Annotated in this window: 22 protein-coding genes and 1 tRNA gene; 15 read left to right on the top strand and 8 right to left on the bottom strand. The window is 63.6% G+C overall.

Annotated features, from left to right (window positions below; genetic code table 11):
* Window positions 1-27: 27 nt before the first annotated feature.
* Together V6K60_RS12070 and V6K60_RS12065 are read right to left on the bottom strand one after the other, a co-directional pair.
* The gene (locus tag V6K60_RS12070; RefSeq protein ID WP_332450775.1) at window positions 28-1,110 is read right to left on the bottom strand and encodes an ABC transporter permease; all 1,083 of its coding nucleotides are present in this window, start codon (window positions 1,108-1,110) and stop codon (window positions 28-30) included.
* Window positions 1,107-2,912, bottom strand: coding sequence for a PrsW family intramembrane metalloprotease (locus V6K60_RS12065; RefSeq protein WP_332450774.1), 1,806 nt, complete (start codon window positions 2,910-2,912; stop codon window positions 1,107-1,109). Before V6K60_RS12065 ends, V6K60_RS12070 begins: the two co-directional genes overlap by 4 nt.
* Window positions 2,913-2,991: 79 nt before the next feature.
* Here V6K60_RS12065 and V6K60_RS12060 point away from each other — a divergent pair, with 79 nt between their 5' ends.
* Window positions 2,992-3,882 (top strand): ABC transporter ATP-binding protein, encoded by an 891-nt coding sequence (locus V6K60_RS12060; protein WP_332450773.1) that lies wholly within the window; start codon window positions 2,992-2,994, stop codon window positions 3,880-3,882.
* A gap of 468 nt (window positions 3,883-4,350) precedes the next feature.
* Here the strand turns inward: V6K60_RS12060 and V6K60_RS12055 are convergent.
* Window positions 4,351-4,424, bottom strand: a tRNA-Lys gene (locus V6K60_RS12055).
* Between the two features lie 113 nt (window positions 4,425-4,537).
* On the opposite strand from V6K60_RS12055, the gene V6K60_RS12050 reads away from it, so the two are divergent.
* Genes V6K60_RS12050 through V6K60_RS12040 form a run of 3 tightly spaced genes read left to right on the top strand, consistent with a single transcriptional unit; the run spans window position 4,538 to window position 8,251 of the window.
* The gene (locus tag V6K60_RS12050; RefSeq protein ID WP_332450772.1) at window positions 4,538-6,001 is read left to right on the top strand and encodes a DHH family phosphoesterase; all 1,464 of its coding nucleotides are present in this window, start codon (window positions 4,538-4,540) and stop codon (window positions 5,999-6,001) included.
* A complete protein-coding gene (locus V6K60_RS12045) occupies window positions 5,998-6,618 on the top strand; it encodes a 6-hydroxymethylpterin diphosphokinase MptE-like protein (RefSeq protein ID WP_332450770.1) in 621 nt (206 codons plus the stop codon). The genes V6K60_RS12050 and V6K60_RS12045 overlap by 4 nt, the downstream gene beginning before the upstream one ends.
* Entirely contained in the window at window positions 6,608-8,251 is a 1,644-nt protein-coding gene (locus V6K60_RS12040; RefSeq protein ID WP_332450769.1) for a radical SAM protein, read from the top strand. The genes V6K60_RS12045 and V6K60_RS12040 overlap by 11 nt, the downstream gene beginning before the upstream one ends.
* Before the next feature lie 515 nt (window positions 8,252-8,766).
* On the opposite strand, the gene V6K60_RS12035 is transcribed toward V6K60_RS12040, so the two are convergent.
* Window positions 8,767-9,903, bottom strand: coding sequence for a CBS domain-containing protein (locus V6K60_RS12035; protein ID WP_332450768.1), 1,137 nt, complete (start codon window positions 9,901-9,903; stop codon window positions 8,767-8,769).
* A 52-nt stretch (window positions 9,904-9,955) separates the two neighbouring features.
* Between V6K60_RS12035 and V6K60_RS12030 the strand changes: the two genes are divergently transcribed.
* Entirely contained in the window at window positions 9,956-10,219 is a 264-nt protein-coding gene (locus tag V6K60_RS12030) for a PRC-barrel domain-containing protein (RefSeq protein ID WP_332450767.1), read from the top strand.
* A gap of 44 nt (window positions 10,220-10,263) precedes the next feature.
* Window positions 10,264-10,998 carry a tRNA(His) guanylyltransferase Thg1 family protein gene (locus tag V6K60_RS12025; RefSeq protein ID WP_332450766.1) on the top strand — a complete coding sequence of 245 codons (735 nt, stop codon included), beginning with the start codon at window positions 10,264-10,266 and terminating at the stop codon, window positions 10,996-10,998.
* On the opposite strand, the gene ileS is transcribed toward V6K60_RS12025, so the two are convergent.
* Window positions 10,981-14,160: an isoleucine--tRNA ligase gene (gene ileS, locus V6K60_RS12020; RefSeq protein ID WP_332450765.1), complete on the bottom strand. Its 3,180-nt coding sequence runs from the start codon at window positions 14,158-14,160 to the stop codon at window positions 10,981-10,983. The genes V6K60_RS12025 and ileS overlap by 18 nt on opposite strands.
* A 392-nt stretch (window positions 14,161-14,552) precedes the next feature.
* Here ileS and V6K60_RS12015 point away from each other — a divergent pair, with 392 nt between their 5' ends.
* Window positions 14,553-15,035: a TIGR00725 family protein gene (locus V6K60_RS12015; protein WP_332450764.1), complete on the top strand. Its 483-nt coding sequence runs from the start codon at window positions 14,553-14,555 to the stop codon at window positions 15,033-15,035.
* Here V6K60_RS12015 and V6K60_RS12010 read toward each other — a convergent pair.
* Genes V6K60_RS12010 through V6K60_RS12000 form a run of 3 tightly spaced genes read right to left on the bottom strand, consistent with a single transcriptional unit; the run spans window position 14,962 to window position 18,247 of the window.
* Window positions 14,962-16,872, bottom strand: coding sequence for a molybdopterin biosynthesis protein (locus V6K60_RS12010; protein WP_332450763.1), 1,911 nt, complete (start codon window positions 16,870-16,872; stop codon window positions 14,962-14,964). The genes V6K60_RS12015 and V6K60_RS12010 overlap by 74 nt on opposite strands.
* Window positions 16,866-18,068: a molybdopterin molybdotransferase MoeA gene (locus V6K60_RS12005; protein ID WP_332450762.1), complete on the bottom strand. Its 1,203-nt coding sequence runs from the start codon at window positions 18,066-18,068 to the stop codon at window positions 16,866-16,868. Before V6K60_RS12005 ends, V6K60_RS12010 begins: the two co-directional genes overlap by 7 nt.
* On the bottom strand, window positions 18,065-18,247 hold the full coding sequence (locus tag V6K60_RS12000; RefSeq protein WP_332450761.1) for a hypothetical protein: 183 nt from the start codon (window positions 18,245-18,247) through the stop codon (window positions 18,065-18,067). Before V6K60_RS12000 ends, V6K60_RS12005 begins: the two co-directional genes overlap by 4 nt.
* A gap of 95 nt (window positions 18,248-18,342) precedes the next feature.
* On the opposite strand from V6K60_RS12000, the gene V6K60_RS11995 reads away from it, so the two are divergent.
* The 8 genes from V6K60_RS11995 to rpl12p form a co-directional block, all read left to right on the top strand.
* Window positions 18,343-19,656: a D-aminoacyl-tRNA deacylase gene (locus V6K60_RS11995; protein ID WP_332450760.1), complete on the top strand. Its 1,314-nt coding sequence runs from the start codon at window positions 18,343-18,345 to the stop codon at window positions 19,654-19,656.
* Window positions 19,653-20,750, top strand: a complete 1,098-nt coding sequence (gene ftsZ / locus V6K60_RS11990; protein ID WP_332450759.1) for a cell division protein FtsZ — start codon at window positions 19,653-19,655, stop codon at window positions 20,748-20,750. Before V6K60_RS11995 ends, ftsZ begins: the two co-directional genes overlap by 4 nt.
* 6 nt (window positions 20,751-20,756) lie before the next feature.
* On the top strand, window positions 20,757-20,966 hold the full coding sequence (locus tag V6K60_RS11985) for a protein translocase SEC61 complex subunit gamma (protein ID WP_332450758.1): 210 nt from the start codon (window positions 20,757-20,759) through the stop codon (window positions 20,964-20,966).
* A gap of 5 nt (window positions 20,967-20,971) precedes the next feature.
* Window positions 20,972-21,445 (top strand): transcription elongation factor Spt5, encoded by a 474-nt coding sequence (locus V6K60_RS11980; RefSeq protein ID WP_332450757.1) that lies wholly within the window; start codon window positions 20,972-20,974, stop codon window positions 21,443-21,445.
* 204 nt (window positions 21,446-21,649) lie between these two features.
* Window positions 21,650-22,126, top strand: coding sequence for a 50S ribosomal protein L11 (locus tag V6K60_RS11975; RefSeq protein ID WP_332450756.1), 477 nt, complete (start codon window positions 21,650-21,652; stop codon window positions 22,124-22,126).
* A 51-nt stretch (window positions 22,127-22,177) separates the two neighbouring features.
* Entirely contained in the window at window positions 22,178-22,819 is a 642-nt protein-coding gene (locus V6K60_RS11970) for a 50S ribosomal protein L1 (protein ID WP_332450755.1), read from the top strand.
* Window positions 22,819-23,844, top strand: a complete 1,026-nt coding sequence (locus tag V6K60_RS11965; RefSeq protein WP_332450754.1) for a 50S ribosomal protein L10 — start codon at window positions 22,819-22,821, stop codon at window positions 23,842-23,844. The genes V6K60_RS11970 and V6K60_RS11965 overlap by 1 nt, the downstream gene beginning before the upstream one ends.
* Before the next feature lie 32 nt (window positions 23,845-23,876).
* On the top strand, window positions 23,877-24,097 hold a 221-nt coding region (gene rpl12p / locus V6K60_RS11960; protein ID WP_332450753.1), incomplete at its 3' end, for a 50S ribosomal protein P1.

Here is a 24,097-nt window from a genome sequence, read left to right as displayed (position 1 = left end):
GGTCCGGGCGACTCGAGCGGCCCCTCTTCACCTGGCTCCCGAGGCAGTTTCTCCGACCCGCCGTGCGAAGGCCGTCGCGGCCCACCCGAGGAGCGCCGTCGCGGACGCGACCAGCGCGAGGACCAGCCAGTGGGCCGGGCTTGCGGTATCCACGGCAAGCCGGACGATGAGGTTGAAGGGGTTGTACGGGACGGCAATGACGAAGAGGAAGACGACGACGAGCGCCGTCGAGAAGATGAACTGGGCACTGGTCCGCTCCCGGTAGTGGAGGGCGATCAGGACCCCGAGCAGGATGAGGAAGAGTCCCCCCACCGAGGCGTGGAGGAGGATAGGAGCGGCGTTATTGACCGCGATGCCGTTTGCCTGAAGGAGGAGGAGCCATGCTCCGGCCTGGACCGGGACCAGGACTGCACAGGCGGCGACCTTCCCCCAGACCATCTCCCCGAACGTGACCGGCGTGGACATGAGCGTCTCAAGGGTCTGCCGCTGGTACTCCTCGGTGATGAGATCGATGATCAAGGCTGCTGAGACGACTGCCGGAAGGAGGACGAGCAGCGGGATGAGGAGGCCGTAGACGAACTCAAAGAAGTTCTCGCCGCCGCTTGACTCAGGGATCTTCAGGTCGACGGGAAAGGAGATCCTCCGGTCGGCCCGGACCTCCCTGAGTTCCTCCTCGTAGCCCTGGAGGACCTCTTTGAGCTTGACGTTGATGACACTCGACTGCAGGTCGTTCTGGATGAGGTAGAGCGTGAGCGTGACCGGTCCTTCCGCGTCCGGCGGCGTATCCGGGACGTAGACGACCGCTGCCACCCTTCGATCGTAGAGCGCCGCGAGCGCCGCATCAAGGCCCATCCGGTGGAGGACGAGGTCCGGGCGTTTCTCAAACTCGTCGATGAGCGGTGAATCCGCTCCCACGTACCCGATGCCGTAGGTGCCCGTCGAGTAGCCCTCGATCGCCTCCGGGTCGTACATGGTGGTGAGCCCCACCATCAGGAACGAAGAAAACATGGCGATGAAGACCTGCAGGAGGATGGCAAAGACGATCGTCTTCTCCGAAGAGAGCCCGAAGAACTCCTTCTTTGCAATAAGACCGATATGGCGAACGTTCACAGGAGCACCCCCGCAAGGAAGTAGAGGTTGTAGAGGCAGTGCACCAGGCTCGCCACGAGGAGCCCGGGCAGATAGGCGCGCCGCCCCCCGATCATGAGGAAGGTACCGGTGATCAGCACTCCCGCGATGTGGAGGAGGAGCGGCATCCAGAGCACCTGGAGCGATGTGAAGAGGATGTTCCCGAAGATCGACTCGGTGATCTGGACGAGCGTGGCAAAGAGGAGGAGTTTCTCTCCCACGAGAAAGCCAGACCCGATGGCCACCGCCCCGATGAGCAGGTTCTTTACCGTGAGGAATCCCGGGCGCTCCCGTGCCACCGCGTAGAGCCCGACCGATTTGGCAACCTCCTCGATGAACGCTGCAGAGACCGTCAGGAGGACGAGAGAGAGCGGCATCGGGAAGTTGAAGAAGAGGACGAGCGTCATCATCTGGGCCATGAAGACGAACGGTATGGTGAAGGCGGCGATGAGGAAGAGCGAGAGGTGCGGGTGGTCGCGGCTGATCCCGCCCGAGACGAAGTCTGCGAGCCTTGATGTGAGGGTCTTCTCCGAGAAGAGGCGCTCCTCGCGGAAGTTCACGGTTCCGACGTAGAAGAGGATGATGCTCGTGGTGACGAAGAGCGCTGTCGAGTAGACGTACTCCATGGCAGTGAACCCCTCACCCTGGAGCTCGAGGACGACCAGGGTGAGGGGGGAGATGATGCTGATGACATGGGTGTTTGCAAAGACCGTCGGGAAGAAGAGGTACGACGTGGCGAGGGTCGAGAAGAAGATCGAGACAAACGAGAGCTCCTTGAAACTCCGGGCGGCCATCCCCATGATCAGGGCGTTTGCGAGGAAGAAGATGACGACCGGGATGAGCGGGAGGAGGATCGTGAGCGGGGCTCCGATGAAGAGGGTGATGGCGGTCGAGACGAAGAGCATGATCCCGAAGTAGGGGAGCGCCTTCCCGATGACGATGGCAAGAGGCCTGACGGGGGCGGCGAGGAGTGGTTCCCCGGCCCTTCCTACCCGTTCGTTCATGACGCTCATCATGAAGAACTGGGAGGTGAAGTAGAGGGGAAAGATGAAGACGAAGACCAGAACGAGCGCGTCGAAGGGGAGCGGGGGCGAGAGTTCCGATGGTGTCTGGAGCCGCTCCCCCATCCCGCCCGCCGAGATAAGGCCGGTGTAGCGGGCGAGGGGGTGATCACTTCCCGCCTCTGCGACCCGCTCACGGAGGTCGTCCTCGGAGAGCGGGGCGGTCGCCGGCGGCAGGGTCACGGCTTCGGCCGGGTCCTGGGGGGTGGGAGAGACGGGGGTGGTTGCCGGGGCGCCGACCTGCTGCCCGCTCTGGGTCGCCAGGAAGTCGATCTCGCTCCTGATATACTGGAGGTCGATCCAGAGCGGGTAGCCGGCGAAGAGGTCGGGCTCCCCGGCGGCCACGCGGGCGACGTAGGACTCGTAGTCGCGCTCGAGGGTCTTCGCGGCCGCCCGCCCTTTCTCCGTCTCGGCGACGTATACCACCCGATTCAGGATGAGGATATCGTACGCGAACCGGTTCTCCCGGAGGGTCGTGCCGTCGGCGAGGTCGGTGATGAAACGGCTATCGGGGGCGACGACCCGGGCAACGTCGGGGTCGTCGATGCCGATGCGGTAGATGCCGTCCTGCATGTGGACACCGCTCTGCGCGGTAAACGCGGTCACCAGCACCAGAAGGGTGAGCAACCCCGCCGCGAGCGGCAGGATGTCTCGTCCCATCGTGGTCATCGACCGGTTCAACTCCCAGGTGGCGATCGTCCGGATGGAGGAAGCGAGACTCATGGTAATCCCAGAAGGCTTCGGAGAGCTCTACCTCTGTGCAGCAACCTATTAGTAGTCATCGGAGCCATAGAGGGATCCGATGATTGCCGCCCGCTCTCTTATCAAACATTACGGTAACTTCCCGGCCCTCGACGGCGTCTCCTTCGACCTGGACGACGCACGGATACTCGGGGTGATCGGGCATAACGGGGCCGGCAAGACGACGCTCCTGAAGATCATGGCCGGCCTTATCACCCCGACGGCAGGAAGCCTCGAGATCGGCGGGGTGGACGTCGTGAGAAGGCCGCTCGACCTGAAGCAGAACCTGGGCTACCTCCCCGAGGAGTCGCGGCTCTATGAGACGATGACCGCGGATGCATACCTGGCGTTCTTCGGCGAGATCTACGGCCTCCCGAAGGCGGCCATCCGGGCGCGGCGCGACGACCTCCTCGCTTCGCTCGCGCTTGAGCCCGATGGGAAGAAGATCGGGGAGCTCTCGAAGGGAATGAAGCGCAAGGTTGCCATCGCGAGGTCGCTGATGCATGACCCGGGGCTGCTCATCTACGACGAGCCCACCTCCGGCCTCGACCCCATGACCTCGCGGTCGGTGCTCGAGTATGTCAAAGGCCTCCGGGAGGAGGAGAAGACGGTGATCTTCTCGGCCCACAACCTCTTCCAGGTGGAGGAGGTCTGCGACCTCGTCCTGATCCTGCGCCGGGGGAGGGTGGTGGCCGGCGGCACCATGCCCGAACTCAGGGAGACCTTCGGCTCGATCACCTATCAGGTCTTCTTCCGGGTTCCCCCCGACCCTGCGGCCTTCGCCACATCAGTCCGTCATACGACTGAGAACGGCCGATATCTCGCCGAGGCACGCTCCATCGAGGAGTTGAACCGGACGACCGCGGCGCTCGCGGCCGACGGCGCAACGATCGAGCGGATCGAATCGCACTACCCCACGCTCGAAGAGATGCTCCTGATGATCGGACGGTAACGGCTGGCCGTAACGGGAGGACGGCCCCCCTCTAGCCTGGATACGGTAGACCAGGAGCGGGTCAGGAGGATAGCCCGGCAGGCGGTCGGGTACAACCGCCTTCCCGGCTCGCCGCAGGAATTCGGCTTATTTCCCTTTTTTTCGACGTGGCCGTCTGGCCCCTGGTGGGGGTGGGGAACGGGAGAGCTCCCGGCGATCCCTTGCCCTCACATAGCGCTCCTTGGGTCTTCCACCTGAGCAGGGTTTATATATCTGTGGCATATAGGTGGCTCCGAAACCGCGTCCAGATCGCGACCCTCAGCCTCTCACGAGAGACCGTGGTGCGGGCGGAGGGCCGAGGGGGTCGACCGGATGACCGGGCGCCCGGCCGGGAGGAACCGCTCTGGAGGATGATCACGGAGCCGGCTGACCCCTCACTGAAATCTTACCGGGATCGGATGCAAATGATAGAAAGAATCGGGTGTTCGACGGGCCTGAAGGGATTTGAACCCTTGGCCTACGGATTAAGAGTCCGTCGCTCTGCCGAACTAAGCTACAGGCCCATGCATCTGACCTGATAATGTAGCACGTGAAGATGTATAAATCTTACGGGACCCTCCCGGAGATCGCCAAAATGAGATCCCTTAATACTATGAGAAGTTACACCATTGTACGCATGCCTGAGGCGGTCCAGAACGTTTCAAAGGAACGTATCAAGTACACCATTTTTGGGTGCGGGAGCACCGGCTATAACGTCGCGGAAGAGCTCGAGCAGGAGAGCGAGGACCTCATCATCGTTGATAAGGACGAAAAGCGGGTTGAGGACCTCCGGGACCAGAAATACGAAGCGCTCGTCCGTGACCTCCGGGACCCGAATCTCATGGACGGACTGCCCGTGCCGGAGGTCGCGTTCATCCTCGCGAACGACCGGGAAGCCAATCTGGCCGCACTCAAGACCATCAAGAACCGTTACCCGGCGACCTATGTGATCGCGCGCGCCACCGACCCTGTCAGCGTCGACCTTCTCCAGCAGGAGGGCGCCGACATCGTCCTCTACCCGCAGGAGGTGGTGGCCCGGACTGCCATCCACCACATCCGGCAGCTTCAGTCGTCAAGGCTTGCCCTGCGGCTCTACGACATGCTTGCCGCCTGGGAGGGGACGTTCTGCATCGTCACCCATTTAAATCCCGACCCGGACTCGATCTCGAGCGCCATGGCGCTCTCGATGATCGCCCGGCACGCAAGCCACAACAAGCTCAACTGCCGCATCGTCTACGAAGGAGACATCGGGCACCAGGAGAACCGGGCGTTCATCAATCTCCTGGAGATCAAGATGGAGCGGCTCACTCCCCAGATCCTCGATGAGTGCAACTACATCGCCCTGGTCGACTCGTCCGGACCCGGCGTGAACAACGAACTCCCCAAAACCACCCGGGTCAATGTCATCATCGACCATCACAAGAACGGCGAACACCCTCCTACCGTCGCCGATTTCGTCGATATCCGGCCGGGGGTCGGCGCCACGGCGAGCATCCTGACCCAGTACCTGATGGAACTCGATATCCCCGTGAGCAAATCGGTAGCAACCGCGCTCCTCTACGGCATCAGGGCCGACACAAGAGACTTCAAGCGGAACGTCACCCCGCAGGACCTCAATTACGCGGCCTTCCTCCTCCCCCTGACCGACTCGGACCTCCTTGATAAGATCACGTCTCCGTCCATGTCGCAGGAGACCGTGGAGATCATAGGCAACGCCATCCGGAACCGGCGGATCAAGAGCGGCTATCTCTTCTCGAACGTCGGCTACATCCGGAATCGCGACGCTCTCCCGCAGGCAGCCGATATGCTGGTTCACCTTGAAGGCGTGAACACAGCGCTGGTCTACGGCATCAGCGACCAGAACATCGTCATCTCTGCCCGGAACAAGGATATCCGGATCCATCTCGGGAACGTGATGGCTGAGGCGTTCGGCCCTATCGGTGAGGCGGGCGGGCATTCCACGATGGCCGCCGCCATCATACCGCTCAGTTTCTTCTCGATGGTGAAGGAGAAGGAGGAACTGCTTGGCCTGGTCATGGACCCGATTCTCAAGCGATTCTCGAGCATCGTAGGCCTCGACAATAATGAGGGCAAGCAATGAGGTTTGCAGACTGGGAACCTCACTATACCGCAATTCTTGAGTATTTTGGGTTTGAGCGCGAGGCGGACGAGGCGGCCGCCCGCCAGCTTGGCGTTCTGGCTGACCGGGACGACGTCGGGCTGCTCGAAGCGCTCATCCGGGACAGAGTGGTGACGGTCTGCGGGAACGCTCCCTGTCTCGCGGAGGAACTTGACCAGGTTGAGGGAACGGTGCTTGCCGCCGATGCCGCAGCCGAGGTGCTTGTCAGCCGCGAAATCCGGCCTGATGCGGTCTTCACCGACCTTGACGGGGCGACCGACCTCTTCATCGACCTCTCCCGACAGGGGACGGTGATGGTCGTGCACGCCCACGGCGACAATATCCCGCTTCTCCGCCACTGGGTCCCCCTCCTCCCGGGCCCGCTCGTCGCCACCACCCAGGCAGCACCCCTTCCGTCCGTCCACAACTTCGGCGGGTTCACCGACGGCGACCGGGCGGTCTTTGCCGCCAACGAACTTGGGGCGGCGCAGATCCGGATCATCGGGTTCGACCTCGCCGACAGGAACGTCGACCCCGTCAAGCGGGGAAAGCTCTTCTGGGCGGGGGAACTCCTTCGCCTGATCGGGTATGACCTCTAACGCCCTCATCATCGACGGCTATGTCGACGAACCCGCGTGCCTCGGCGTCGCGCCCTACATCTCCCCCTACGTGAGAGAAGTCGCCGGTGTCCTCTCCGTCCACGGCTACGTCCCCCGTTACGTCACCATCGACCAGGTCCGGTCCGACCCCTCGCTGGTCGCGGGACCCGGCAACGGAGATCTCGTCGTGATGATCGCCGGCATGACCGTACCTGGTGCCTACATCGGAGGGAAGCCCGCGACCCTGACGGAGGTCCAGCAGCTCGGAACCCTGCTCCGGGTCCCGACCACCGCAGTCGGCGGGCCGATAGCCTTCGGCTACGCTCCCGGAGGCGGGAGGAAGGCGCTCCGGCAGGCCATTGCCGGATTCGACGTCACGCTCTCGGGGTCGCCCGCGGTCGCGCTCGACTCCTGGCTCTCGGGCGGGGAACCCGCCGGTGCGGCCGACTACGCCCTGACCGACCCCTGGTGCGTGGCCGGCGCCGGAATCATACGCGAGCATCCGGCATTCCCGCACGTGATCTGCGAACTCGAGACCGCGACCGGGTGCTCGCGGGCGACGGTCGGGGGATGCTCCTTCTGCACCGAGCCCTTCTACGGGCTCCCGCGCTACCGGGGCATCGAGGGGATCGCGGAAGAGGTGGCGGCGCTCCGTGCGGCGGGCGCCCGCCACTTCAGGCTCGGCCGGCAGCCGGATCTCCTGGCCTACCAGAGCCCCGGCGGGGAGTTCCCGGCACCGCGCCCGGAGGTGCTCGAGGACCTCTTTGTCGCCATCCGAACGAGCGCTCCTGACCTTGCAACCCTGCACATCGACAACATCAACCCGGGCACCATCGCCCGGCACGAGGATGCGGCGCGGGCGGCGCTCGAAGTAATCGTCGCCGGCCACACCCCCGGCGACACCGCGGCCTTCGGGATGGAGACCGCCGACCCGGGGGTGGTGGCCGCAAACAACCTGAAGGCCATGCCGGACGACGTTTTCCGCGCGATCGAGGTCGTAAACGACGTCGGGGCGAAGCGGACCCGCGGCGTCCCCGAACTCCTCCCGGGCTTGAACTTCATCATCGGACTTGCGGGGGAGACGCCGGCGACGTTCGATGCCAACCAGGTCTTCCTCGAGCGCGTGCTCGATGCCGGGCTCATGGTCCGGCGGGTGAACATCCGGCAGCTGATGCCGTTTGAGGGGACGGCGGCGTATGAGGCAAACACCCTCGGCGCCCACGACGCCCGGTTTCGGGCCTTCAAGGAGTGGACGCGGACGCACTTCGACGAACCGATGCTCCGCAGGGTCTTCCCCGTGGGCACCGTTCTTTCGGAGATCGTCATCGAGATCCCCGGAAAACCCTCCTTCGGGCGGCAGATGGGCTCATACCCGATCCTGGTCGGGATCCCTCTCGAACTCCCGGCAAAGACCGTGCTCGATGGAGTCGTGGTGGACTGGGGGATGCGGTCGGTGACGGCCCTCCCCTGCCCGGTGGAGATCAACACCCTCCCGGTCGCGGCGCTCCGGTGGATCCCCGGCGTCGGCAAGAAGAGGGCCGCGACCATCGCCGCCCGCCGGCCGTTCCGGAACCTCGCGGAGTTCCGGGAGGTCGCGGGGGAGACGGGGATCGATGGGAGGATGACGTTTTAGTTGGGGTTCCCTCTACTAGCATTGCTTTTTTTTGGGATTCGCATCTGTGTCCACTGACGCTTGAACTCCGACAGTGCCGTCCGGTGATCGTCCCGACCGGAACATTGTATAACTCCATCCACGGATTTCGAGGGGATATCGCCACGTACTGCCCCCGCCCCTCTGGTGTGGGGTGCGACGGCCCATAGGGCCGGAGCATGAGCACCGAAGGTGCGAGTGAGGAGGCCGGAGGCCGGGTGGGGTGGGGTTTACACATATGCTCAATGGGTTGGAGACAGGGGGGATGCCCCCTCCCGCAGCGGGGTGTCTGCCAACCTCTTCTCAAAAGCCCCCACCGCCCGCGTTTCGCGCTCCTCCCGCCCCCCGGGGGCGGGCAGTGCGTGGCGATAAACGACGCGTGCCCCGGGGGGCAGGCGGAGTTCGAACACCGTTAGGTGCGCAGTCCCCCGGGAAGCCGTGGACGGGAGCAAGCGGTGTTCCGATAGGAAGCGACCGCTCTGCGCAGAGTCGCCTGGCTACTTCTCCTCCCGCAGTTCCATCACCCGGAGTACATCCGTCCGGGTGACGATCCCGATCAGGGTATCGTCCGCGACCACCGGAATCCTCCCGACGTCCATCCCCGTTATGATCTTCAGCGCGTCGATGAGGGGCGCCGACGGCGGAAGGGTGGCCGGGTTCCGGGTCATGACGTCCCGCACCTGCATCGCTTCACGGTCGAGCGGCGCGATTTTGTGGACGTCGGCGAGGGCGACGATCCCCACGAGTGATCCACGCTCCACCACCGGGAAGCCGAGGTGCTTCGTCTCATACATCATCTCGAGCAGCCTTGTGAGCGGCATCGTCGGCTCCACGGTAGTTACCGGGCTGCTCATCGCGTCCGCCACCGTGACATCCTGGAGCAGGATGTTGTAGCGGAGATAGGTGGCCTCCTGGTTCGCTCCGATGTAGATGAAGAAGGCGATGATGATCAGGATCGGGTTCAGGAGCAGGAGCCCGACAATCCCGAAGAGGACGGCAAACCCCTTCCCGACGTCGGCGGCGATCCGGGTCGCCCGGGCAAGCGGCATCCTCCGTGCGAGCCATGCCCGCAGGACGCGCCCCCCGTCCATCGGGAACGCCGGGAGGAGGTTGAACCCGAAGAGCAGGATGTTCAGGAGACCGAGGTAGCCGAAGGTGAAGACCAGGACGCCGGCAACACCCGGGTCCAGAACGACGGCGTCGACGACGTAGACCAGGGCGCTGCTGATGAGGCCGATCGCGAGACTCGTGAGCGGGCCTGCGAGCGCCATGGGGAGTTCTATCTTCGGGTCCGGCATCGTCTCCTCCATCTGGGAGACGCCGCCGAGGATGAGGAGGGTGATGCTATGGATCTTGATTCCCTTCGCTTTCGCGATGAGCGAGTGGGCCATCTCGTGGATGAAGACACCGACGAAGAGGCCGAGCGCGACGACGGTCCCGAGGATGTAGGGGTTGAGCCCGGCCGCGATCAGCGTCGGATCGATCGGAACACCAAAGAGGACCGCGATCAACTCAGTCGTGAGCAGGATCTGGCTCCCGATGATCCAGGCGAAGAGGGGGATCACCAGGAGGAAACTCCAGTGCAGTTTGACCGGGATCCCGGCCAGGTTACCGATCTGTAGCGACGCTTCCATGAGAAGGAGTATCTTTTTATCATTTATAGTAATATACCTTCAGAGGATACCGATGAGAACACAGATCACAGAGTTGTTCGGGCTGCGGGTCTATACTGATAAGGCCGTCTTTGTGGGGAACGTTGATGACGTTGTGCTTGACGTCGACCAGAAGAAGATCGACTCCCTCGCGGTTGGCGAGCTCAACCCCGAGATCGGCGAGGTAAAAGGCTATGCAGGAATGCAGATCCCCTTCCGCATCGTAAAGAGTATCGGAGATATCGTCATCGTCCGCCATATCCCCGGGATCTTCAGGTCACCGGCAAAAGAGGAATAACCGGATATCCGGTCTGCCCGGAGATCCTCATACACCGATAGCATATGGATATCAAAGGCCGGGAGATCTTCTCGAACCTCACCATATTTCCCCCTGTTTTTGTCAGGCTCGACGGCCGGGCCTTTCACCATCTGGCTCGCAGGCTTGATCTCAAAAAACCGTTTGATCCTGCCTTCAATGCCTGCATGCGGTCGGTCTGCCGCCACCTCCTCACAGAGAGCGGCCTTACGCCCGCGTTCGCCTACACCTTCTCCGATGAGATCAGCCTCTACTTCCGGACGTTGCCGTTCTCCGGGCGGGTGGAGAAGATCGATTCGGTGACCGCCGCGGTTGCGGCGAGTGCGCTGACGATCGAACTCGGGTGCACCGAACCCCTCGCGTTCGATGCCCGGACCATCCCCGCGGCGGGGGAGTTTGCGGTCGAGTACCTCGTATCACGGCAGAACGAGGCATGGCGAAACCACATCAACGCCTACTGCCAGAGCGCCCTGGTCGATGAGGGGATGAGCCCCCGGAAGGCCGCAGCCGCGCTCAAGGGGCTGCAGTCCGAGGCGTTGCACGAGATGATGTTTGAGCGGGGCGTCAACCTGGCGGCGACCCCGGCCTGGCAGCGGAGGGGGACGTTCCTCTACCGGGAAGAGTATGTAAAAGAGGGGTATAACCCCCTGACGGCCGAGACCGTCGAGACGAAGAGGACCTGCATCCGGGAGCCGGAGGAGACGCCCCTCTTCTCCAGCCCGGAGGGCGCTGCCCTGATCCGCTCACTCACCGGCGCGTGAGATGCCGATCTGCATCTGCACGCCTTCCACGTCCCAGTCCTTCTCGAGCGCAAAGGGTTCTGCCGGTCTCTTTCCGTCCGCGTGCCTGACGGTGAGGAGAGCAGCCCGCACCTCCCCGGCGATCTCGTTCTGCCACTCCTCTTCCCCGACGAGCGAGGCGACCCGCCCATCAGCGATCTCAACGGCCGCAACGATGAAGTCGTTGACGTTCAGGTCCAGCTGCCGGCGCATATCCTGTATCCGCCGGATCACCTCGCGAGCGTAGCCCTCGGCTTCGAGCGCCGGCGTGAGGGTGACGTCCACGTAGACCGTCGCATCCTTCATGGGGGCGGAAAAGACACCCGCGGGGAGGGCTTCTGCGAAGGTGACGTGCTTTGCGGTGATCTCGTAGCCATCGATCGCGGCCTTTCCGTCCCGCTCGATCGCGGCCTTCAGGGCGGTGCCGTCCGCTCCCTCGATCAGCGCCTTGACCTTCGGGCCCTCTTTGCCGAACTCCGGGCCGATCGCCCGCATCACCGGTTCGGCCTGCCAGAGGATCCGGTCCCATGTTCCCGTGACGATCCTGACTGCCCGGGCGTTTGCCCGGGCCAGGGCAAGGGCGTTCAAGTCCTCAAGAGCCGCCTTCACGCCAACACTCTCGGTGACGACCACGACCTCCCCAACCGGCCACCGGAGTTTCCGTTTCCCGGCCTGCCGGGCGGTGGCGACCGCGTCGTCGAACGACTGGACGGCCTCCATGTCGGCCTCCAGACGCGCATCGATCAGGGAGTCTTCCGCCTCAGGCCAGTCGAGCATATGGACGCTCTCCGGGTCTCCTGCGAGGCGGAGGTTCTGGTAGATCTCCTCGGCGATATGCGGGGTAAACGGCGCGAGGAGCGTCGTTAAGCGGCGCATGACGTAGTAAGAGGTCTCGTAGGCGTACCGCTTCCCCGGCGAATCCTCCTCGAGCCACATCCTCGGTCGGACGAGCTGCACGTACCAGCGGGAGAGGTCCTCAAGGATGAAGGCGGCAAGCGCCCGTGTCTCCCGGTGGAGGTGATACTCCTGCATATCGTCGTTCATTGCCCGGGCGAGCGAGTTTACGCGGGAGACGATCCAGCGGTCCTCCTCCGGCATCTCCCCGATGTGGTTCCGGACAAACGACCCGTCCCATCGCCCGCCGTCACCGGCCATGGGCTCAAACGAGTCAAGGGCCATGTACGGGAGCGGGAACCGGTAGACGTTCCAGAGGATGTTGAGCGTCCGGTGGACGGTCTTCACGCCGTCCCAGTTGAACTTCAGGTCGTCCCAGGGGGCGTTCGCCCAGAGGACGTAGAACCGGAGGACGTCGACGCCGAACTGGTTCATCACCTCCTCAGGCGTCACCACGTTCCCGGTGCTCTTGCTCATCTTGCGCCCTTCGGCGTCGAGAGCAAACCCGTGCATCAGGACGCTCTTGTAGGGAGCGCGGCCGAACGCCACGGTGCTCGCCCCGAGCTGGGAATAGAACCAGCCCCGGGTCTGGTCCTGCCCCTCGGTGATGAAGTCCGCCGGCCAGTAACGGTCGAAGGCCTCACGCTGCCGGGGGAACCCGAGGGTCGCCCAGGACGCGACCGCCGAGTCGAACCAGACATCGAAGATGTCGCTCACCCGGCGCATCTTTCCGCCGCACGAGCACGGGATGGTGACCTCGTCCACGTAGGGCCTGTGGGGGTCGGGGACCGTTGCTCCTGACCGCTTCTCGAGTTCTGCGATGGTGCCGATGACGGTGTACCCATCGCACTTCTCGCAGTGCCAGATGGGGATGGGGATCCCCCAGTAGCGTTGCCGCGAGATGCACCAGTCCCGGGACTCCTTGACGAAGTCATGGAACCGGGCGCTGCCTGCCCACCCGGGGTACCACTTCACCTTCGCGATCTCATCGAGCATCTCGTCGCGGATGCTGGTGGCCTTCAGGAACCACTGTGCCGTCGCCCGGTAGATGATGGGGGTCTTGCATCGCCAGCAGTGGCCGTAACGGTGGGTGATCGTCCGCCGGGCGAGGAGGTAGCCGCCGAGCGCATCGATAACGACGTCGTTTGCGTCCCGGACGTACATGTCCGCAAACGCTCCCGCCGCCGGGGTGAAACACCCGCCGGCGTCGACCGGGCAGAAGACCTCAAGGTCCTCCTTGATCCCGACCAGGTAGTCATCCCACCCGTGACCGGGGGCGATGTGGACGAGGCCGGTGTTCTCGAGCGTGACGTAGTCGGCCGCCACGACCCGGTGCCGGATCTCCGCCTGGTGCGGCACGTGGCCGGCGAGCGGGGACGTATACTCCATCCCGACGAGGCCGCTTCCCGGGACCTTCTCAAGGACCGTGTAGTCCTGGTAGCGGCCCATCTTCAGGATGGACTCGACGAGTTCGTCGGCGATCCAGAGGATCTCTTCGCTGTTCTCCTTCTTCGCCCGAACCCGGGCGTAGGTGAACGCGAGATTGACCGCCACCGCCACGTTCGCGGGAAGGGTCCAGGGTGTCGTCGTCCAGATAACCAGGTACTCGTTCTCGCGCCCGACGACGGGGAACTTGACGAAGATAGAAGGATCGGTCTCGTCCCAGTACTCCACCTCCGAATCGGCGATCGCCGTCTCGCACCGGGGGCACCAGTTCACGACCCGGTGACCGCGTTCGAGGAGCTCGAGTTCGTCGGCCCGCTGGATCGCCCACCACGCGGACTCGATGTAGCCCGCATCGACGGTCTGGTAGGGGTTGTCGAAGTCGAGCCAGACGCCGAGCTTCCGGAACTGGTCGCTCATGATCCCCATATGCGTCACCGCGAACGTCCGGCACTGTTCGATGAACGCAGCGATGCCGTACTCCTCGATATCCTTCTTGGAGGTGAACCCGAGCTGGTGCTCCACCTTCACCTCGATGGGGAGGCCGTGCATATCGTAGCCGGCCCGCTCAATGACGTTCGCACCTCGCATCCGGTGATACCGGAGGATAGTATCTTTGATGATCTTGTTCCAGGCGGTGCCGAGGTGAATGTGGCCGGTGGTATACGGCGGCCCGTCGACGAAAAAGAACGCCTTTCCATCCTTCCTCTGAGCCTGGACGCGTGCATAGATATTCTCGTTCTTCCAGTAATCCTGGACTCGCGTCTCGATATCGCGCGGGTTATAACTGCTGGTGACTTCTTTCACCTTATATCCCTCATCGTCACACTCTGGTGTATCGTTTGTTGCCGTGGGACAAAGTGTTTTGTATGTGCCCCGGGTGCCCCGCAGGGCAGCCGGGGCAGGAGCACCGGAGGTGCGACTCGCGATGTTCCGCCAGGAGCAGAGTTCACCCCCTTTGGGTGCCCCGCAGGGCAGCCGGGGCAGGAGCACCGGAGGTGCGACTCGCGATGCTCCGCCAGGAGCAGAGCGGTAGCACCGCAGGTGCTACTTGCGACGTTCCGGTAGGAACGGAGTTCAACCTCTTTGGGTGCGCCGGTCCTTCGATCCGGAGTTAAAATCCTCTGTGTGCGACGCCCCTCTTCCCAACCTGCCCCCCTGCCGCCCCTTTATCCCCTCACACCCCCGACCTCTCCTCCATGCAGATCGCTGTCATCGGGAGGGGGGACTGCTCCCGCGAGGAATACGCAACAGCGGAGGCCGTCGGCCGTCTCATCGCCCAAAACCGCGCGACCGTCTGCTGCGGCGGCCTTGGCGGGGTGATGGAGGCCGCCTGCAGGGGTGCAAAAGAGGCCGGCGGGACGACGGTGGGCATCCTGCCGGACACCGGGGACGGGAACCCCTACCTCGACGTGGTGGTCCGGACCGGCATGGGCCACGCGAGGAACGTGGTCCTCGTCCACTCGGCGGACGCCGTGATCGCCGTCGGGGGAGGCTACGGCACGCTCTCGGAGATCGCCGTCGGCCTGAAGACGGGAAAACCAGTCTTCGGCCTCTCTACCTGGGAGATCGAGGGGGTCCGGGCCTGCGCCGGGCCCGGGGAAGCGGTCACTCTTGCGGTCCGCGCAGGGCACCGGTCTCGTCTGTCTCGTAACCCCCGAGGTCCTGGAGGATATCTTTGAACGCCTCCGACGAGACGGTCTCCACCAGGGCCGCGATCCGGGGGTCGTCGAGCATCGCGCGGTGCATCGCGAGTTCGTAGCGCTCCGTCGCCACCGGAACGAACGCGAGACCGAGCGCCTTTGCGGCGCTGTAGACCCCCATACCCGCGTCCACCTCCCCGGTCCTGACCGCAAGCGCCACCGCGAGATGCGTCGTCGCTTCACGCTCGTAACCGGGGATGGATCTCGGGTCGATGCCGCGCTTTGCGAGGCAGTGATCGAGAAGGATTCTGGTTCCCGACCCCTTCTGCCGGTTGATGAACGTCCTCCCGGGCAGGTCGTCGAACCCGAGCCCGTCGCGGGAGATGACCCCCTGCTGCCGTTCCGCCACACAGAGGAGGACGAGGTCCGCGCCGGGCATGTAGCGCTCCAGATATTGGGTGTTGTAGGTGCCGTCGGGGGCGAGGAGGTGCATCGGGGCCGCGTGGCACTCCTGCTTTTTGAGCGCGATCACCCCGCCCATGCTCCCGACATGGGTGGAGTGGAGGTCGACGCCGCGCTCTCTCACCCGGTCTGCCAGGTAGTCGAGCGCCGGGTCGTGGCTGCCGGTGATGAGCACCGCCTCCTCCGCCTCCGCGCGGGGGACGGTGAGCCGGACGTTCACGGTCTCTCCAGCCTCGGCACCTTCCTTCTGCGATGGGATCTGCATGTAGCCGTTTGACCGGACTGCGCTCATCTGGATACCCGCGCCCCGTGACTGGGGCACCGTCACCCAGCGGTCGCCGATCTTTCCCACCGAGAGAAGGACGAACTCATCGGTCCCGATGTCCGAGTGGAGGCTCGTGGTCAGCCGGGCATCGACGTGCTCCTCCTCCCGGGTGGGGAGGCCGTAGCGGGCGATGTGTGGCAGAACGATCTCGCGGAGCACGGTCGCCGCCGCAAGGGGATAGCCGGGAAGCCCGATCACCAGCTTCCCATCGATCCGGCCGATGATCACCGGCTTACCGGGCTTGATGGCGACCCCGTGCGCCAGCACCTCGCCGAGATCCCGGACGACATCTGCGGTGTAGTCACGTGTCCCGGCGGACGACCCGGCCGAGATGAGGAGGATGTCGCTCTCGGCGACGCCGCGTCGGACGGCATCCCGGATCCGGTCGTAGTCGTCCGGGACGATTCCGTAGCGGTGCGTCTCCACGCCCGCTTCCGCGAGGACCGCCGCGGCCATCAGGGTGTTGCTCTCCACCACCTTCCCGGGCGGCGGCATCTCGCCCGCCGGCACCAGCTCGCTCCCGGTGGGGATCAGGCCCGCCCGGACGCTCCTGACCGCGACCTCGGTGACGCCGTAGTTCGCGAGCGCTCCGACGTCCTGGGGCCGGATCCGGTGGTGCGAGGGGAGGATCATCTCAGATTCCCCGATATCCTCGCCGACCGGGCGGATATGCTGCCAGGGGCTGACCGGCTTTCGGACGGTATAGGTTTCACCTTCGCGATGCTCCGTGGGAGCGGAGCGGGAGAAGTCATCAGACTTCGACTCGACCCAGACGTCCTCGATCATCACCACCGCGTCGTAGCCGGGCGGGACAATGTTTCCGGTGTTGACCCGTGCCGCGTCCGGGAGGGTCACCGGGTGCTGCTCGCTCGCCCCGTGGGTATCGGCGCTCCTGACCGCGATCCCGTCCATTGCCGAGAGGTGGATGGCGGGGACCGAGAACCGGGCGAATATGGGCTCGGTGGTTATCCTGCCGACCGCTCCGGGGGTCACCGGAACCCGGGCGACCCCCGGGACCGCCACAAACGAGCGCTCCATGAGTGCCCGCGCCTCGGCGAGCGATATGACCGAGAGGTAACGCTTCACCACAGGATCACCTCCACCTCTTCGCCGACCTCGAGCCCTTCGCTCGATGCCGGGATCCGTACCAACCCCTCGCTCTGCACCAGGGTGTTGAGGAGCCCCGACTTCCCGAAGACCGGCGTCGCCTCCCCGTTTTTGAGGCTGACCCGGACGTAGTCCTCCCGCCCACGGGTGGAAGAGATGTTCTGGACCAGCCGTGCGCGGATGGTCCGCCGTGAGACCGTGGTATCATGCATCGCCGCGAGCAGGTAGTCGACGACGGCGACGAGCACGACATAGGCCGAGGCCGGGTGGCCGGGGAGCCCGATGACCGGCTTGCCCCCCGCCGTCCCGATGATGGTGGGTTTTCCGGGCGCAAGAGCGATCCCGTGGACCAGCACCTCGCCTAGTTCCGTGATGACCGCGGCGGTGTTGTCCCGTTCGTCCTTCGAGGACCCTCCTGAGACCAGGACCGCGTCGCACTGCTCAAGCGCTGAGGCGACTGCCTTCTTCAGCATCGACCGCTCATCCCTGACGATCCCGAAGTAGACCGGGTGGCAGCCTCGTTCAGTCACGAAAGCCCCGGCAAGGTAGGAGTTCGCGTCCCGCACCTCGCCCGGTCCCGGGGTATCGGCAACGGCGACGAGCTCGTTTCCTGTCGAGATGATCCCGATCCTGGGGCGTTTTGCCACACTCACCCGGTCGGCACCGACCGCCGCGGCGACGCCGATATCCCGGGGCGAGAGCACGCGGCCACGCGTGAGGGCCGTCTTCCCTGCGGCGAAGTCCTCACCCCGGAAGACCACGTTCTCGCCGGGCGCCACCGGGCGGTGCACCAGGACGTCGTCGCCGATCTGCTCGGCGTGCTCGATCATCACCGCTGCATCCGTACCCCGGGGGAGAGCGCCCCCGGTGGGGACGTACCGGCACGAGCCCGGGGAGACCGTCCCCGCATCCGCGCTCCCCATCCCGATGCGGCCCTGGCACCGGAGCATCGCCGGAATGGCCTCGGAGGCCCCGGTGGTCTCGGCCGCAGCGACCGCGTAACCGTCGACCGTCGAGCGGTCAAACCCGGGGATATCGATATCGGCAGCAACGTCCCTCGCGAGGACCCGGTGTAGGGCGTCCTCGAGCGGGACCTCCTCGTACCGGGGCGGGGGCGCGATCCTCCGGATCGCCTCCACGGCCTCGCTGACCGAGACGACTTCGAGGAAGAGGCTCATTGGAAGCAACCCAGCTGGCAACCCCGGATCTTCAGTCTGGGCTCGCGCTGGTTGCAGTACCGGGCGATATCCATCTTTGGAATGTCGTACTTCTCCGAGATCTCGAACGCCTGCGGGCAGGTGATCTCATCCGTTATGCCGTAGGCTTCGAACGCCTTCCGTATCTTCTCTGCATCCATAATACCAACATGGTTCGCGTACTGGCAGATAGGATTTACTGTCAGACTGATCGGCACTACCCTTTTAGCGTGCCGCCCGCCCAAGCTAGGTACCGATGCGGATCGCGCTGATCAACTCAAGAGAGGATGTTGCAGGGGTGAACATCAGGCGCCACCTCGAGATCCTGCTCGCAGAGGGCGGGCCGTGGCCGCTTGCGGACCGGCATACGCTGACGTTTCATGAGGTCGCAGGAAGACTGATCCACCAGGACCGGATCGACGAAGAGGTCGACGCCGACCTGATCATCTTCATCTCCCGGCACGCGAGCGCGCAGCAGGTGCCCGCCCTGACCGTGCACGTGACCGGCAATTACGAGACCGCCGACCTCGGCGGGGAGCCGGAGACGCTTGCGCCGGCATCTCCTGCATGGATGCATGCCGTCCTGAGAAACCTCGCCGCCCGGGCCCCGGAGGGCTACCGGGTCTCCTACGAGGTGACGCACCACGGCCCGACGGCGCTCGCGACCCCGTCGCTCTTCGTCGAGATCGGGTCCACCGCCACCGAGTGGGCCGACCCGGCCGCCGGACGAGCGGTGGCGGAGAGCATCCTCACCGCGGTGCCGGAGGAGACGATCAATCTCATCGGCTTTGGCGGAACCCATTACGCCGTGCGGCAGACCGGGATCGCCCTCGCCTCCCGGGGTGCCTTCGGCCATATCGTCCCGGCCCGGCAGATCGGTGCCGTCAACCCCGGTCTCATCCTGCGGATGCAGGAGGCGAGTTCTGCCGTGGCCGCCCACATCGACCAGAAATCACTCTCCACCCGAGAGGTCGGGCAGATCGAGCGGATGCTCGACGACGCCGGGATTCTGCTCCTCACCGAATCGGAGATCCTGGAGGCCGCGGGCCTTGCGTGGGAGACCTACCTCAAGGTCAGGTCCCTCGCCGGGGAGGTTGCCCCGGGGTCACGCGTCCGCATCCACGGCCTCGCGGGAGAGGGGACCCCCGTCCCGGTCCGGGTTCCTTCAGATCTGGTTGAGGAAGTTTTAAAAATCGAAAAAGTCGGGTTCCTTGCCGCCCTCGACGAATTGCCGGTAGCTCATATCTCAAAGGGATCGACCGAGGTTCTGTCGACGTTCATCACCTTCGAGGGGGTATCCTCCCAACTCGCAAGAGATATAACTACCCTGTGTGTAAAACTCTTACTTATCTGTGAGAATGCTGTTATCGACGGTGATCACCTCGTCCTTCAGAAGGTGCGGTTCGACCCCGAGAAGGCGCGCATGCTCGGGGTCCCGAAAGGGCCGCTCTTCGGCATGCTTGCCGATGGGAAAGCGGTCGAGATCGAGGGACGGAAGATAACGCCCGATACAGTGCAGACAACCAGCGCAAAGCGGATACATATCCCGGGATTGGAGAGATACATATGAAATCCATCGTAGAAGAGGCACTTTCGCGGGCACGAGAGGAGCAGCGCTTTGCTGAACCCGTAGAGGTCGACAAGGATCTTGAAGACATCCTTATGGAGCTCCGGACCGAGATCGCGGTCGTCGGATGCGGGGGCGGCGGTTCGAACACGATCACCAGGATGGCGGAAGAAGGCATCAACGGGGCGCGGCTGATCGCCATCAACACTGATGCTCAGCACCTTATCCGGACGCGGGCAGAAACCCGTATCCTGATCGGGAGACAGAGGACCCGCGGTCTCGGTGCGGGCTCGATCCCTCAGGTCGGTGAGGAGGCGGCCCTTGAGAACGAGGACGACATCAAGCGGGCCGTCGAGGGGTGCGACATGGTCTTCATCACCTCAGGGCTTGGTGGGGGCACCGGCACCGGCTCCGCGCCCGTGGTCGCGAAGGCCGCCCGTGAGGAGGGTGCCCTGACCATCGCCGTGGTCACCCTGCCGTTCACGGCCGAAGGCGCCATCCGGGGCCAGAATGCCGAGGCCGGCCTCGAGCGGCTCCGCGAGGTGGCGGACACCGTCATCGTCGTCCCGAACGACCGCCTGCTCGAGGTCGTACCCCGGCTCCCGCTCCACGCTGCCTTCAAGGTCTCTGACGAGGTGCTGATGCGGGCGGTCAAGGGCATCACCGAACTGATCACGATGCCCGGGCTCGTCAACCTCGACTTCGCCGATGTCCGGACCGTCATGGAGCGTGGCGGCGTCGCGATGATCGGCATGGGTGAGAGCGACAGTGAGGACAAAGCCGCCGACTCGGTCAAGAAGGCGCTCCGCTCCCCACTGCTCGACGTGGATATCGGCGGGGCGACTGCAGCGCTCGTCAACGTGGTCGGCGGGCCCGATATGACCATGTATGAGGCTGAAGCCGTCATCCAGGAGGTCTACGACCGAATCGATCCCGACGCCCGGATCATCTGGGGTGCTCAGGTCGACCCCGAGATGCAGGGGAAGATGCGGACGCTGCTCGTCGTCACCGGTGTTCGGTCACCACAAATATATGGGAGAAACGAAAAGAGTATGCCGCGGATGATGAAACAGTTTGAGATCGACTTCCTGAAGTGAGCCGGTATGATGGATTATAAAGAGAAGTTTGAGGAAGTAAAGTCCTTCAAGATCGAAGAGGAACTCTTCAAGAAGTACTGGCGTGTGCTGAAACTGGCACGGACCCCTACCCGGGACGAGTTCTCCAAGATCGCTATCGTGGCGGCTGCCGGGATCCTGCTCATCGGTCTTGTCGGCTTCGTTATCTACGAGATCATGTTAGTGTTGCCCAAATGATGGATATGGCTGAGAGCGTAAACAGGGTATATGCGATCAAGACGACCGCAAAGCAGGAGCGGACGGTAGCCGACAATATCGAGAAGGTGACGAGGGAGCAGAAAGAGATCCATGTGATGGCCGTTATGGTCCCGGAGGAACTGAAGGGCTACGTCCTCGTGGAGAGTCCTGACTCCATCGCCATGATTGAGCAGTTGGTGGAGTTGATCCCCCACGCGCGCGCGGTGGTGCAGGGCTCAACCGCTCTCTCGGAGGTCGAGCATTTTCTGGTGCCGAAACCGGTGGTCAGCGGCATCACCGAAGGCACCATCGTCGAGATCATCGCCGGACCGTTTAAGGGCGAAAAGGCGGTCGTCAAGCGTATTGATTCCGGAAAGGAAGAGATCACGGTCGAACTCTACGAGAGCATGGTTCCTATCCCGATCACGGTCCGCGGCGACTCAGTTCGTGTCGTGGAGCGGTCGGAAGATATGAAGTGAACGGCTATCGTTTCCCTTTTTTTCTCCCTGACAGGGGCCGTTCTCCGTTGCCGCCCGGTCGCTCTCCATGGGGGGGTGCTCCCGCTCATGCAGGAGGGAGCCGGCACTGGAGCGGAACTGCCTGACAGTATATTTAAATTCTCTCACGTCGACCTTGGATAACCCAGGCTACTATTCCTCTGAGGAATAAGCTGGAGAATTTGTATGGCAGAAACGGTCGAGGTATTGGTACCCGGTGGCAAGGCAACAGCAGGCCCGCCTCTCGGTCCTGCGCTCGGACCTCTCGGTATCAACGTGAAGGCAGTCGTCGACGAGATCAACAAGAAGACGGCCGATTTCAACGGCATGCAAGTGCCGGTGACGGTCACGGTCGACGACAAGCGAAACTTCACGATTGAGGTGGGCATTCCGCCCACGACGGCGCTCGTCATGAAAGAGGCCGGCATCGCGAAGGGGTCTGCAGAGCCGGGTACGTCGGTGGCAGGAGACCTGCCGCTGGAGGCCGCTGTCCGTATTGCCCGTATGAAACTTGATGGCATGCTCTCGTACGATCTGAAGTCCGCGGTCAAAGAGGTCGTGGGAACGTGCGTGAGCGTCGGTGTCACCGTCGAGGGTATGAAACCCCGCGAGATGATCCAGGCCATCAACGACGGAGCATACGACGGCGTACTCGTCGCATAGATGTCAGACAACCATAGAAGATCATGAGGTCGTGTACTATGGAGGCAAAGGATGGTTGATAAAACCAGTATACAGAAGGCCGTGAAGGCGGCACTGGAGAAGGCTCCGGAACGGAAGTTCAAGGAGAGCGTGGATATCACCGTCAACCTCAGGAATATCGATATGTCCCAGCCCAAGAATCGTATCGATGAGACGATTCTCCTCCCGAACGGTTTTGACAACGTCAAGATCGCAGTTCTCGGGAAGGGCGACATCACCACGCAGGCAAAAGAAGCCAATGTGGACCTTATCATCGGACCTGAGGAGATCGAGCGGCTCGGGGGAGAACCCCGGGAAGCGCGTAAGGTGGCGGAAGAATACCGGTTCTTCCTTGCCGAGACGGCAATGATGCCTCTCGTCGGCCGGTATCTCGGTGTCAGGCTCGGTCCGCGCGGACGGATGCCCATGCCGGTTCCGCAGGGAATGGATATCCGGCCCATCGTCCAGCGTCTTCGGAGTTCCGTGAAGATCCGGACGAAGGACAAGAAGGTCTTCCACGCGAAGGTCGGCTCGTCCGGGATGGATCCCGCGGAGATCGCCGAGAACATCGATACGGTCCTCCGGAGGGTCGAGTCCGTCCTGGAGAGCGGCGCATTGAACATCCACTCGGTCTACGTGAAGACGACCATGGGGCCGGCAGTGAGGGTGGCCTGATGGCACTTTATACGCACCACCTGCCCCGGTGGAAGAAGGAAGAGGTAGACGAGATCAAGCGTGGTGTCGAGGAACACACGCTCGTCGGCGTTGTGGACATGTACGGCATTCCTGCCTCACAGGTCCAGCATATCCGGAGGAACCTCCGCGGCACGGCGAGGGTGAAGATGGCAAGGAACACGCTGATCGAGCACGCCTTTACGGAACTCGGCGGCAGTGTCAGCGGTCTGAAGGACCACGCCGAGGGCCAGAGTGCCCTGATCTTCACGAACGAGAACCCGTTCAAGCTCTTCAAGCTGCTGGAGAAGACGAAGACCAAGATGGCGGCGAAGCCCGGCGAGACGGCTCCCGAGGATATCGTCGTCCCGAAGGGTCCGACCTCCTTCAAGCCCGGCCCCATTGTGGGCGAGCTCCAGCAGGTGGGCATTCCCGCAGCCATCGAGGGCGGAAAGGTCAAGATCCGTGAGACGAAGACCGTCGTGAAGCAGGGCGAGGTCATCAACAAGAAGGTTGCCGACGCGCTCGTGAAACTCGGTATCAAGCCGATGGACGTTGGTCTCGTCCTGCAGGCTGCATACTATAAGAACACTATCTTCACGCCGGACCTCCTCGCTATCGACGAAGAGGCCTACGCGAACAACCTCGTGCTCGCTGCACAGCAGGCGTTCAACCTCTCGGTGAATGCGGCTATCCCGACCCCGCGGACGATCAGCGCGATCATCGGCAGGGCGGTGCGCGAGGCCCGGAACGTGGGTGTCGAGGCGCCGATCTACGAGAAGGACATCGCCGACCTGATCATCGGTCGGGCACAGCGGGAGATGCTGGTCGTCGCGCTCGCGGCACAGGGTCACGGCTTCGAACTCGATGAGGCGACCCTGAAGGCGGCCTCGGCCGCAACCGCTGCGGCACCCGCCGCTGCCCCGGCAGCCGCCGAGGCGAAGCCCGAGGAAGAAGAGACGGAAGAGGAGAAGAAGGAAGAAGAGGAAGAGAGCGGCATGGCCGGTCTCGGTGCTCTCTTCGGCTAATACTTTATCAAACAATCAAAGGTGAATACATTATGGAGTATATCTACGCTGCACTGCTCCTGCACAACGCAGGCAAGGATGTAACTGAAGAGAATGTGACTGCTGTCCTGAACGCGGCCGGTGTCGCCGTCCAGGATGCCCGGGTGAAGGCCCTTGTTGCCGCACTCGAGGACGTGAACATCGAGGAGGCCATCAGCAAGGCCGCCGTCGCCCCGGTCGCCGCTGCACCCGCAGCCGCCGCCCCTGCAGCCGC

It is taken from the genome of Methanoculleus sp. (genome assembly GCF_036677455.1).
Taxonomy (GTDB): Archaea; Halobacteriota; Methanomicrobia; order Methanomicrobiales; family Methanoculleaceae; genus Methanoculleus.
Note: the sequence above shows the minus strand (reverse complement) of the source record. Positions and strands in the feature narration are given on the sequence as shown.